12 protein-coding genes and 1 pseudogene are annotated in these 11,978 nt (G+C 47.1%); 3 read left to right on the top strand and 10 right to left on the bottom strand.

The window, feature by feature from the left end:
- The 5 genes from hemA to V6C93_RS38270 form a co-directional block, all read right to left on the bottom strand.
- Positions 1-843 (bottom strand): glutamyl-tRNA reductase (gene hemA / locus V6C93_RS15935; RefSeq protein ID WP_333477650.1); only part of this gene is annotated, 843 nt, incomplete at its 3' end.
- A 774-nt stretch (positions 844-1,617) separates the two neighbouring features.
- A complete protein-coding gene (gene glpX / locus V6C93_RS15930; RefSeq protein ID WP_333477649.1) occupies positions 1,618-2,655 on the bottom strand; it encodes a class II fructose-bisphosphatase in 1,038 nt (345 codons plus the stop codon).
- A gap of 322 nt (positions 2,656-2,977) precedes the next feature.
- On the bottom strand, positions 2,978-3,739 hold the full coding sequence (locus V6C93_RS15925; RefSeq protein WP_333477648.1) for a nucleotidyltransferase domain-containing protein: 762 nt from the start codon (positions 3,737-3,739) through the stop codon (positions 2,978-2,980).
- Positions 3,740-3,854: 115 nt separating this feature from the next.
- On the bottom strand, positions 3,855-4,892 hold the full coding sequence (locus tag V6C93_RS15920; RefSeq protein ID WP_333477647.1) for a nucleotidyltransferase domain-containing protein: 1,038 nt from the start codon (positions 4,890-4,892) through the stop codon (positions 3,855-3,857).
- Positions 4,865-5,062 carry a hypothetical protein gene (locus V6C93_RS38270; RefSeq protein ID WP_414644187.1) on the bottom strand — a complete coding sequence of 66 codons (198 nt, stop codon included), beginning with the start codon at positions 5,060-5,062 and terminating at the stop codon, positions 4,865-4,867. The genes V6C93_RS15920 and V6C93_RS38270 overlap by 28 nt, the downstream gene beginning before the upstream one ends.
- A 132-nt stretch (positions 5,063-5,194) precedes the next feature.
- Here V6C93_RS38270 and grxC point away from each other — a divergent pair, with 132 nt between their 5' ends.
- The 3 genes from grxC to V6C93_RS15905 all read left to right on the top strand — a co-directional run bounded on the left by grxC (position 5,195) and on the right by V6C93_RS15905 (position 6,955).
- On the top strand, positions 5,195-5,509 hold the full coding sequence (gene grxC / locus V6C93_RS15915) for a glutaredoxin 3 (protein ID WP_333477646.1): 315 nt from the start codon (positions 5,195-5,197) through the stop codon (positions 5,507-5,509).
- Between the two features lie 75 nt (positions 5,510-5,584).
- Positions 5,585-6,064, top strand: coding sequence for a tRNA adenosine(34) deaminase TadA (gene tadA / locus V6C93_RS15910; protein ID WP_333477645.1), 480 nt, complete (start codon positions 5,585-5,587; stop codon positions 6,062-6,064).
- A 114-nt stretch (positions 6,065-6,178) separates the two neighbouring features.
- The gene (locus tag V6C93_RS15905; protein WP_333477644.1) at positions 6,179-6,955 is read left to right on the top strand and encodes a lysophospholipid acyltransferase family protein; all 777 of its coding nucleotides are present in this window, start codon (positions 6,179-6,181) and stop codon (positions 6,953-6,955) included.
- Positions 6,956-7,105: 150 nt separating this feature from the next.
- On the opposite strand, the gene V6C93_RS15900 is transcribed toward V6C93_RS15905, so the two are convergent.
- The 5 genes and pseudogenes from V6C93_RS15900 to V6C93_RS15880 all read right to left on the bottom strand — a co-directional run.
- Positions 7,106-7,498 (bottom strand): response regulator, encoded by a 393-nt coding sequence (locus V6C93_RS15900; RefSeq protein WP_333477643.1) that lies wholly within the window; start codon positions 7,496-7,498, stop codon positions 7,106-7,108.
- 75 nt (positions 7,499-7,573) lie between these two features.
- Positions 7,574-7,981: a response regulator gene (locus V6C93_RS15895; protein ID WP_333477642.1), complete on the bottom strand. Its 408-nt coding sequence runs from the start codon at positions 7,979-7,981 to the stop codon at positions 7,574-7,576.
- An 81-nt stretch (positions 7,982-8,062) separates the two neighbouring features.
- Positions 8,063-10,114, bottom strand: a complete 2,052-nt coding sequence (locus V6C93_RS15890) for a GAF domain-containing sensor histidine kinase (RefSeq protein ID WP_333477641.1) — start codon at positions 10,112-10,114, stop codon at positions 8,063-8,065.
- A 247-nt stretch (positions 10,115-10,361) separates the two neighbouring features.
- The gene (gene psbC / locus V6C93_RS15885) at positions 10,362-11,723 is read right to left on the bottom strand and encodes a photosystem II reaction center protein CP43 (RefSeq protein WP_333477651.1); all 1,362 of its coding nucleotides are present in this window, start codon (positions 11,721-11,723) and stop codon (positions 10,362-10,364) included.
- A 114-nt stretch (positions 11,724-11,837) separates the two neighbouring features.
- Positions 11,838-11,978 (bottom strand): annotated as a pseudogene (locus V6C93_RS15880) (photosystem II D2 protein (photosystem q(a) protein)); the annotation flags it as partial.

The following is an 11,978-nucleotide window of genomic DNA, read 5'->3' as shown; positions in this document are numbered from 1 at the left end:
AGAAATATCAAACAACATCAATGGCTGATGTGGCTCTAGTGTGGATTCCAGCTTCGCCCGATCTAGTAATGGATCAGTGGAGGCGGTACTCGTAAATACCAAATCCGAGGATGCGATCGCTCTCATCATCTCTGAAAGCGGGTACAGTTCTAGCTTGGCTTCTGGGAACTGATTGGCTAATTCTTGCGATCGCCCCTGAGAGCGATTCACAATCGAGATAGTCGCCGCCCCTTTTGCCAAAAGATGTTGCACCAGTAATCGGGACATCTTACCCGCACCAATAATCGCCACGCGGCAGGCGGCTAAGTTCTGCACTTTCATCTGAGCCAATTCTACCGCCGCAGAACTAATGGAAACAGCACCTGTCCCAATGCTGGTTTCAGTACGGACTCGCTTGCCTGCCGTAATCGCCTGTTTAAAGAGTCGGTTGAGCAGGCGTCCGATTCCCTTATACTGCTGACCGAGTTTATGAGTATTTTTTACCTGGGCTAAAATTTGCCCTTCTCCCAACACTAAGCTGTCAAGACCGGCTGCCACCCGCATCAGATGCATAACGGCATCTTGATGCAACAAGATAAACAGGTGATGTCGCAGTTGGTGCAGGGGAATTTGACCTAATTCTGAAAGAAACTGGCTCAATTCTTGAACGCCCTGTCCAGTTTCTGTGGCAACAATATAAATCTCCAGGCGATTGCAAGTACTCAGGATGGCAACTTCTTCAATGTGTGGGTAACTACACAGCTGTTGCGTCACGCTTTCCACTTTCGCTTCTTGAATGCTCAGTTTTTCCCGAACTTCAACCGGCGCTGTTTTGTGGCTTAGACCTACGACTGCGATATTCATGTGCTCTCCAACTATTTGTCGTCTTGGCGGCCAGATTTAACGAGGTTTGTCAATTTGTCAATATATGAGGGAGGGTTCCACCCGTATAATCTCAAAAATTTAGACTTATCTAACCATCGAGTCAACTGCCTCACCCATAAGGGGATGAAACTTGTCCCTAGCCATAATTCTTGGCTGAAACTCTCTTGCGAATTGACTGTAGCCCTAAAAGGATCTCCGAGTCAGACTATGCATTCTCGTTCCATATCCCTTAGAAACCCAAACCCTATACATGGCAATTGCTTGTATAGCAAAAGACAGAGGGAAGAGGGCAGAAGGCAGAAGGCAGAAGATTGACGGGTCTTGGTTTCAGCAGGTGGCTCTATCCTAATCGCCTTGGCGATTGCTATATCTTGCAGTTGGGTTCCGAAACTGTTTCCCTATGCAGCAATAGCTGATAGTTTTGTGCCTTTGTTAAAAGGGTGGACTCAGATTCTTTCCCGCTTTCCTCCCGACCCACTCTTGGGATAGGGTTTCTAGGCGGGAAGAGTTCATGAAGTATTTGTGAACTTAAAGTGTGTGAAGTGTTGGAAAAAAGGTTTATTTAAACCAGAGACTAAACTCTGAACATAGAAGGATGAAGCTTGAACTCTTTCATACTTCATCCTTCATAACTTGTTGTAACCCAGTCAGCTAATAGGCATTTAAATTGCATAGCTTGGGTGATCAGGATACCCATCCCACAAGAAAAAGGCTGAAACCTAACTCCCCAATTAAATGCACAACAGCTTACTCCTACCTCAGTTGGATGTACTTCGGCTCATCCCACAGATGGATGGTGTCCACAAACCGCGCTGTCCGTGACTGGCTGGAAATGACCAGGCTTTGGGTGCGTGCCCCACCGTGGAAGAAGCGGACACCTTCCATCAGCGTGCCTGGGGTAATTCCACTAGCCGCAAACAGTACGGTTTGACCAGAGGCGAGTTCGTCGGCGTTGTAGACCTTATCGGGATCATTAATACCCATTGATTTGAGCCGCTCCAGGTTGCTCTCTTTGCTTTCGCCAATCAGACCGGTTTTGACGACAGCAGGGTCATAGACGAGTTGACCCTGGAAGTGTCCACCCAAGCAGCGCATCGCAGCGGCTGAGATTACGCCTTCTGGTGCGGCACCAATTCCCATCAAAGCATGAATATTGGTACCTCCAAAGGCACAAGAGATGGCAGCGGAGACATCCCCGTCGCTAATCAGCCGCACCCTGGCACCCGCTTCGCGGATTTCCTTAATCAGTTCGTTATGGCGATCGCGCTTCATCACCACCACCACGAGTTCCTCAATCGATCGACTCAAGCACTCGGAGAGAATTTTCAAGTTTTCGGTCGCTGACTTGTTAATATCGACATGCCCTGCGGCCTGTGGTGGCGCTGCTAACTTTTTCATGTAAAAGTCAGGCGCGGCAAACAGACCCCCTTTCTCAGAAATAGCCAGCACAGCCATTGAACCGGGTTGCCCGTAAGCAACTAGGTTGGTACCTTCGCAGGGGTCAACGGCAATGTCAATCTCAACCAGTTCGTCTGGGTTGCAGAAGTCTTTGGCATCCTCGCGGGTACATATCCCGACTTCTTCGCCAATGTAGAGCATAGGAGCATCATCTCGCTCCCCTTCTCCAATGACAATGCGACCGCGCATGTAAATTTTGTTCATCCGCTCCCGCATGGCTTCGACCGCCACTTGGTCGGCTGTGTTTTTCTCGCCTTTACCCATCCATCTGGCAGATGCGATCGCGGCTTGTTCGACAACTTCAATAATTTCTAAACCTAATGTGTTTTCCACGACACCCGTTCTCCCAACTGCTTGATTTTGCGACGTTTATGAAGGCTGTTCCAGTTTTAAAGTCTATCAGAGGGGGTACCCCTAGAGGTCAGTGTACCCTGAGAGTAGTGTTAAGTTTTGCTGCAATCTCAGCATTCTTCTTCAGGTGTATGACAACAAAATCGAGAGTTTGTGGCTGAAATCCTGAGAAATCTTAAGATTTTCTAAGCTCTATGACCTAGAGGAACATTCTTATGTAAGACGTGTATGACCGTGACAATACAACTTAAAAGATTTGCATGTTGTGCTAAACCTAATGTTTCGTACCTACATACGCATCTATTTAAATTAAAATAGACGCCATTCTTAACCGCACCAACAAGTCATTTAACCCGGCTTGGGCAGAAGGTGTTTCAGGTAAAACGCTAGTTTGATAAGCTGACTCCAATTCACCACGCAGCCGTTGATATTCCCCCTGATGAAATGACACATCGGCATCTGTCAAAATAGATTTTTCGTCTTTTGACTTTTTTTGCTCAATCAAATCAGGAATATAGGACAGTTTGAACACTTCATTAAGCTGTACCAGATTGGCTTCCACAACACCTGCTCGCATTAACTGAATACCTGTTAACAGCACTCGGTAGACATAAAGGAGCGGCTTTACTTTGTAAGGTAATTCCTTCTCAAATAGCCTCCATTGACTTTCCGCAAAGCCAAAGTAATGATGGCTATGGTGGCGGGTGATGCACTGTTTAGCGATCGCTTTTAATTCCTGATGCATCGGTGTTGTATGAACAATTAATGGTGAATATAGCTGTTCCAGAACATAGCCATTCCTTTTGAGAAGCAGGGTCAAAAATTTCTTAACATCATGAGTTACTAAATCAATTTGCATCCCTTCCCGAACTTCAGAGACTTCAACAGTTTCGCGCCCAGGATTAAGTCCGATGACTTCTTGCACTGGCAAGATGTGGGCACCGCGCAAGTCATAGTCTGAATCAGGCGATGGAAAGCCATATAAATGCGCTCCGCTAATTGTTGCGAACAAAAGCGGGTAGGGCTGGGTGGAGATTACTTTGAGCAATTTTTGGTCTAAAACCATGTCTCTTAATCATGCTGTTGATAAATAAAATTTCCCCCCTGCTTTGGTAAAAAAAGCCCTACTCCCTCTTCTCTACAAGCCAAGGGGGTGAGAGGGTTAAATTTTTTCAGTCGCGTCACGAACGGTTCAAATCATCAACCATGCTTCTACGCGCTTTAATCAGAAAAGCATTGGCCTTTTCATAATCAGGGCGTTCCGGTAAAGAAGTTTTCGCAAAGGCCATATCAAATTCCTGATGCAAACTCAACCGCCAATTGTCCACCTCTTTCCAAGACATCTGCTGATTACGAATTGCTAAAAGTTGCTCTCGATAGTCCTCAATACGAACTGGAACGAAGCCTTCTTTGAGAATTTTTACTCCCGACAACAAAAGGCGGATTAGATGCATAGCATGTTTCCATTTAATCGTGCCCTGGTTGCGGAGATCTTGTTCCAATTTCTTGAACTGAGACATTACGTATCCGTTGTACGTTTGATAGACTAGCTGAGATAGAAAAATAGAACGTATTGCCAGCAATTCCTCTGCCAGAGGTGTCACCGCTTCTATTAACGGTGTGTACAAGCACTCCAAGACATTGGGGTTTGCTTTTAGTGCTAAAATCAAGAACTTTTGAATTTCCCAATAGCACTCTTCGGTATCTTTGTTGTCTAGCTGCTCTGGTATGCCGTAGAGCGACCAGTGCATTTGAGCTGGTGGCAAGTAAATGCCGCGTCGGTCGATGTCAGAATTGGCATGATCTAGAGCGTAAGCCCTAGAACCGACGATACAACGGTAAATCACATAGTCGTAAAGGTTGAATTCAGTTAGTTGCGCTCCTGCCTGCTGTAACCCATCCTCTTGAAATTGTTTACGGATACTGAATTCATGTCGATGGAGAGTCGATTCCACTCCGTTGAGAAAACACAGTTGGTAAGCGTGGGAGTTATCAGTTGGCGATTTTATCACTACTGCTACAGCTCCTCGCATACACAAGATTTCGCCAGCCGAATTTTGAATTTCGACACGGGTTACAACCTGCGTTCCCGCAGGCACAATCAAGTGTGGATTGACCGACGCTGACTGCTGGAGGAAACTTCTAGATGCACAAGCGTGGTCACTGGTGACAAACGGCTGGTTAATCACGACTAAATGCCTCCATCTGCGTTGGTGCATCTATATCCAGCTGCAGGGCGGCTGTGCCAAGCTCTAACACCGGCTTCTGCATAGCAAATGCTTGCTCTACCAAAGAATCGTGCAAATGACTGGAACCGCTCCGGGTGTTTATGCCGTAAGTAGCCTAGGGCTGTTGCTGGTAAATGAGTAGTTGTAATTGTCAGAAGCATTTCCCGACAAGCTCAATAAGCGTCTGGTATCAGTAAATCGCCAAATCTAGCATACTACATTTAATAATACATTCAGGAGTTAAGTAATTGTTTTAGGCTTAATACAGCCAATAAAATCCGCCATTTGAGAAAATGTTTGACTTCCTCAATCCCCTTTTAGGACGCTATCCAGAACACGTTAAAGCCAATGTTGAAATTTATACTTGGCAAACCTGCCCGTTCTGCATTCGCGCCAAGATGCTGCTTTGGTGGAAGGGCGTCAACTACACCGAGTACAAGATAGACGGTGATGATAGCGCCAGAAGCACAATGGCTGAACGTGCAAATGGACGCCGGACTGTACCACAAATTTTCATCAACAATCAGCACATTGGTGGATGTGATGATCTCTATGCCCTAAACTCAAAGGCTCAACTAGACCCTCTGTTAGCACAGCCTGCTGTTTAGCTCTAGTATTGAGTCCGCGCAGGGGGACTTTGTTTGTGTAGCCCCAGACTTCCAGTCTGAGGGTAACGAGGATTTATGACAATTGGAGACTCAGTATATCTCGTCCATCGCCACTGGATGAGCCGTGCGATCGCACTTGCCCAGTCAGCCGGTGAGGCAGGTGAAGTTCCCGTTGGTGCCGTGATTGTGGACGCCAATAATACCTTGATTGCGACAGCCGAGAATCGCCGAGAGCGTGACAAAGACCCAACCGCCCATGCTGAAATTCTCGCTCTGCGGGCAGCAGGTCAAGCGCTACAAACCTGGCACCTCAATAGCTGCACCCTCTACGTTACCCTGGAGCCTTGTTCCATGTGTGCCGGTGCGATCGTTTTGGCACGGCTGGGTCTTCTCGTCTATGGAACGGACGATCCAAAAACAGGGGCAATTCGTACCGTTGCCAATATTCCTGACAGCGCCTGCTCCAATCATCGATTGCCCCTCATAGCTGGAATTGGGGAATCTACATGTCGTCAGCAGTTACAAGCCTGGTTTGCTTATCACCGTCACCGATAAATATGGCATCTCACAATCTCACTCATGACAGCGGCAGAACTGTCCCCTAAGTGGGAGACAGGAGTTGGTCACAAACCCTAAGGTAAGAGTGAAGATAAGGATGCATTAAACCTGATGATTCAACTCCACTCCCGCGAACGCACTCAAGTAATGACCCAACCGGTAGAATACACTTGCGAGAAATTAACTCCGGTAAAAGCCGCCCCTGTTACTTCCCGCGTTTGCCACTGGTTAACTTCTATCCTCTATCCTTTGGCTCGTCGGGTTCTCATGCCGTTTTACTTTCGTCATCTGAAAGTGACGGGACAAGAAAACCTTCCCAAAACAGGCCCAGTAATCTTAGCTCCTACCCATCGCGCTCGTTGGGATGCACTGCTCATTCCTTATGCAGCAGGCAAACATGTTACCAATCGAGATTTGCGGTACATGGTTTCAGAAGATGAAATCACAGGGATACAAGGCTGGTTCATTCGGCGTATGGGAGGATTCCCTGTTAATACGAGGCATCCAGGAGTGGGCAGTTTCCGCCACAGTATCGAACTTCTCCGTAACGGCGAAGCACTAGTTATCTTTCCTGAAGGCAATATCTTCCGGAATGGTCGCGTTCAACCCCTCAAACCTGGCATGGCTCGGATCGCGGTGCAAGCGCAAGCCAGTAGAGCCGCTAGGGATTTAGTTATTGTGCCGATTAGTATCCGTTATAGCGACCCTGTACCTCACTGGCGTTGTGATGCCACAGTTACCATTGGGAAACCTCTAAAGGTGGCGAATTATTGCACCCGGTCAACGAAGAAAAGTGCCGAACAGCTGACTCACGATTTAGAAATGGCAATAAGACAGGTGGATGAGGAGAATGTATTAACTAACTTGTTCCCAGTCCCAACTCCTTAAAAAATATTAGATCAGAGGTACCATTCCTTGAAAGAAGCTACTCACACAAGCCACACAAGTCATCTGCTACTAAGCGGCAGGGCTAAATCCTGCACAGCCGATTGCGAATAGACTAGTTCGCGAGAGCGATAGCATCGTGAAAGTTCTTATTTAATGGGTTTGGGAGGCTAGGAGCCTATTAATTTCCTGCAATATTTCTTCAATTCCACAATCTTTCGCTAAATACCCGTCAGCTAAAGGGCAAATCTTTCTGCCTTCTTCTCCCGAATTGCTACTAATCCATCCTGTAAATAAAACGAGTAAAGGGGGACTCTTCAATTCTCTTTTCAAATATTCAATTAATTCACAACCATTTTTTATTTTAACCTCCGAATTTGGAATAATGCTTAAATCAACAAGGACTAAATCATATTGAGCTGATTCCATTTTCTCCAAAAATATTCTTGTATCAGTAAATGTAGAGATGTTAAAGTAGTTACTTAAAAAGCATTGAATCACTTGACAAAAGCCCGTATTATCATCTAGCATAGCAAGATTGTACATTTATCTATCCTTGTATAAAAATATATCTATCTTTACCTTAGGGAAATATTTGACCTTAGGGAAATATTTGTAAAATCAATAGTATTCTTTATACTTCCTGACAAGTTGCGTAAGCCCTTCTAAAAATAAATCAAAGTCTAAAATGGGTTTTGCATAAAAACTATCAGCTTTGGAAGTTTCTAGGAGATAGTTCTGTTCATTCACCAGGGCATAGGCTGTTACCAAAATGATGGGAATGTTAGCCGTGTGCGGTTGAGTTTTTAGCAAGCGTGACAAGTCTGCACCACTGACTGATTTCCCCTGCAACTCTGCCCCTGGAAGATTAACATCCATCATCACCACGTCTATATTCCCTGATTGGCACTGCCGAAAAACTTCGGTCGGTTCATCTGTAATGTAGACTTGATGATCTCCGCTACATTGAATCAGTGTAGCGGTAGTTTCGGCAAGCAGGGTATCGTCATCCACCAGAAGAATTTTCAAGCCACACCTCCTTATAAAGATTAGGGATGAGGGGTCTGGATTTTGGAGGCAAGGATTTTGGATGAATCGTTCATTCTACTCCTACAGCGACCCTTGTGCCTCATCTAAAATTAAGTGAGTAAGGGAAGATAGGGTCACAGTCACTGTTGTGCCTCGATTTTTACCGGCACTATCCAATTGAATCTTGCCACCGATGAGTTCTACCAATCGTTTACAAATCGCCAGACCAAGCCCAGTGCCGCCATAACGCCGTTTGATCGAGCCATCTTCCTGAACAAAGGGCTCTAACAAGAGTTCCCATTGGCTCATCTCAATCCCGATCCCAGTGTCTGCCACTGTAATTTCAACATTGGGCGTATCCTCGGGTTTGATAATCCTGAGGCGAACTTCCCCTGTTTCAGTAAATTTGAAGGCATTAGAGAGAAGGTTGGTCAGAATCTGCCTGAGCTTACCTTTGTCGGCATAAATGCTATCAACGTCACACTCAACTACAAGCGCAACGCCCTTACGCTGGCTTTCAAAGCTGAAGAGGTCGCGCAGTTCTTCCAGCAGAGGCTGGAGACTCACTGGCTCTAATTCAACCGCCATGCTGCCGGCTTCAATCTTAGCAATGTCTAAAACATCGTTAATGATAGCAACGATGTTTCTCACGGACTGCTCCGCTAATTGGATGTATTTGTTTAACTCCGTCGTGTTTTTGTAGAAGCCTTTTTTGAGAATTTGTAAACAATTCAGTGTAGAGGCCAGGGGAGTTCGCAATTCATGGCTGGTAGAGGCCAAAAAATTGGATTTCAAGCGACTGGATTCCTCCGCAACAGCGCGGGCGATCTCCAGTTCTAGGTTATGCTTCTCTAACTGATAAAGCCGATTTTGCATGATTGCCATTGCTAGGTGAATGCCAAGGGATTCGACCAGATCAATGTCTTCACGAGTCCATTTGGGGGGTTGGCTCTCCTGGTATTCTCGCCACACTTCAAAGGATGCGCGAGGTCGCTGTTGGCGCTCATCTTTATCCCAATATCCTGCCCAGAGGGTTTCGATTTCAGCGGCGTTTCGGAAGAGCGTGAGGTAACCCAGGGACTCTTGACCATGTCGGAGAAGCATCACGAGCATTCCTCGGATGCGAGTCGGTTGAAATGCCTGGGTCAGTGATGCCAGTTGGGGGTTTTGGTAGAGATCGAGAACAGTTTGTAGACAGAGGAAATCGCCAGTCGGGGAAGGTTGGTCTTGCGGTTTCATCAGTTGTTGCCAGAAGGCGTGTTCTTCTAACAAGGTAGGTTTCTTTTGAACTGGAAGTATTGGCTGTGTGCCACAAGTATAAAGAGTACAGGCTTTTTTATTCGCTGGCGTGAGGTAAAGTCTGCCACCCGAACCCGAAGCGGCCCCCACAATTCGTTCTAGGACAAGTTGTAGGATGTCTGGCATACTGCGCGGTGAGTGCAGCAGATGGGTGATTTGATTGATTAGGGCTTCCCGCCGGACTTGCTCTCGTGTTTGAGTGAGGAGTTCGGATTGTGCGATCGCGATCGACAGTTGATCGGCTATGAGTTGGACAAACTGAAGCTCTTCTTCCCTAAACGCTCGTGGTTGGGAGTGATGAGAGATCAACAGGCCCCAGAGATGATCTTGGTGAAGAATTGGCACTACTAGAGAAGAGAGTACTCCCATTGCCGTGAGATAGTCCACATGACAGGGATCGACCGGGCGCTGGAGGATATCACCGATCGGTTGCAGGCGAAGTTCTTCCAGCGTCAGATGCCCGGTTGATGCGAGAGCCTCGCTCCGACTCAGAGTGATTCGCCCAGCTGCCACATCGACAATCGAGCGCTGCCGCGCTTTGATAAATAGCTCACGCGCCTGGGGAGGAATATCTCCTGCAGGAAAGTTAAGTCCCATTAAAGACGGTAAGCGATTATGCGCGATCGACTCCGCAATGACCTGTCCGCTTCCATCCGGATGAAATCGATAGACTTTGACCCGGTCTGTTTGCAAAAAAGAACGTATTTCTGCAACGGTCGCTGACAAAATCTCCTGTAACTCCAGCGACCGACGAATGCGACTAGTTATACGATGCAACAATCCCCCATAAGCCAGAAAGTCCGAGGCGTTCTTGGTTTTTTTAGGAGGACTCATATTTATTTTTTGTTATTAAATTTGTATTTAAGTTAACTCAAATCCCAAAAGTCTTATGATAAATTATTTTAATTTAATGAAAAAAATAATAACTTTTGTGAATTTTCCAAGTCTTTTGGTTGAGCCCAGAGAACAAACCTCGTCAGATTCTCTGGACCTGAAAACTCTCAGTGCAAAAAAGAAGGCTCCTGCTTGAGCAGGAGCCTTTCCAAGGTTTAAGCTTTAGCTCTTAATTGCATCTAGCAACCTAGTCGAGATCAGGCATAGAAAGCACAGGCTCAGTCGCCCGGTCAATACCTTTCTCAAATCCAGCCGCCGCCGCACGAGCGCGACCTGCGTGCCAGAGGTGACCCACTAGGAAGAAGAAGCCCATTACAAAGTGGAAGCAAGCCAACCAAGAACGGGGAGACACGTAGTTGAAGGAGTTAATCTCCGTAGCAACACCACCAACCGAGTTTAGAGAACCCAAAGGCGCATGGGTCATATACTCAGCTGCGCGACGAGCTTGCCAAGGCTGAATGTCATTGTTGATCTTGTTCAGGTCAAGACCATTAGGACCACGCAGAGGCTCCAACCAAGGACCTTGGAAATCCCAGAAGCGCATCGTTTCACCACCGAAGATGATTTCCCCAGTAGGAGAGCGCATCAAGTACTTACCTAGACCTGTTGGACCTTGAGCAGAACCGACGTTCGCACCTAGGCGTTGGTCACGAATCAAAAAGGTTAAGGCTTGAGCTTGAGAAGCTTCAGGGCCAGTAGGACCGTAGAATTCGCTGGGATAAGCTGTGTTGTTGAACCAGACAAAGCAAGCAGCAACAAAGCCCATCAGGGACAGTGCACCTAAGCTGTAGGAGAGGTAAGCTTCTCCAGACCAGATGGAGGCGCGACGAGACCAAGCAAATGGCTTGGTAAGGATGTGCCAAATGCCACCAGCGATACAAGTCAGACCGACCCAAATGTGACCGCCGATGATGTCTTCCATATTGTTGACGCTGACAATCCAGCCATCACCACCGAAGGGAGACTTCAGCAGGTAACCGAAGATAGTGGCTGGGTTCAGGGTCGGGTTGGTGATGACACGAACGTCACCGCCACCGGGTGCCCAGGTATCATATACGCCACCAAAGAACATAGCCTTAGCGACTAACAGGAGAGCACCCAATCCCAACATGATCAGGTGGAAGCCCAAGATGGTGGTCATCTTGTTCTTGTCTTTCCAGTCGTAACCGAAGAATGAAGAGTACTCTTCTAAGGTTTCTGGACCACGAACCGCGTGGTAGATACCGCCGATACCGAGAACAGCAGACGAAATCAGGTGCAGTACACCAACGACAAAGTAAGGGAAGGTGTCGATGACTTCACCACCAGGGCCAACACCCCAGCCAAGAGTGGCAAGGTGAGGCAGTAGGATTAAGCCCTGCTCATACATGGGCTTTTCGGGCACAAAGTGAGCGACCTCAAACAAGGTCATTGCTCCAGCCCAGAAGACAATGAGTCCAGAGTGGGCAACGTGAGCACCCAGCAATTTACCGGAGAGGTTGATCAGACGGGCATTACCAGCCCACCAGGCAAAGCCTGATGATTCTTGGTCGCGATTTCCCGCAACCATTGTGTTACTCGAGAGTGTTACCACTGGGTAGTACCTCTTTCAAAATGATGGATGATAAACCAGGAGTGATGAATGCTGAATACTGAGAATTCAGCATTCATTTTTAATATTGTTTTACAGAGCGTTACCGCGAGGCAGAACTTCCTCAGGGAACTCAAAGTGCTCATGGGGTTGGTCTTGGGGAGCCATCCAAGCCCGTAGACCCTCGTTTAAGAGAATGTTCTTGGTGTAGAACGTCTCAAACTCAGGGTCTTC

Source organism: Allocoleopsis sp., from assembly GCF_036703385.1.
In the GTDB taxonomy this organism is placed as follows: Bacteria; Cyanobacteriota; Cyanobacteriia; order Cyanobacteriales; family Coleofasciculaceae; genus Allocoleopsis.
The sequence above is the reverse complement of the archived record's forward strand: the minus strand, read 5'-3'. Positions and strand labels throughout refer to the sequence as shown.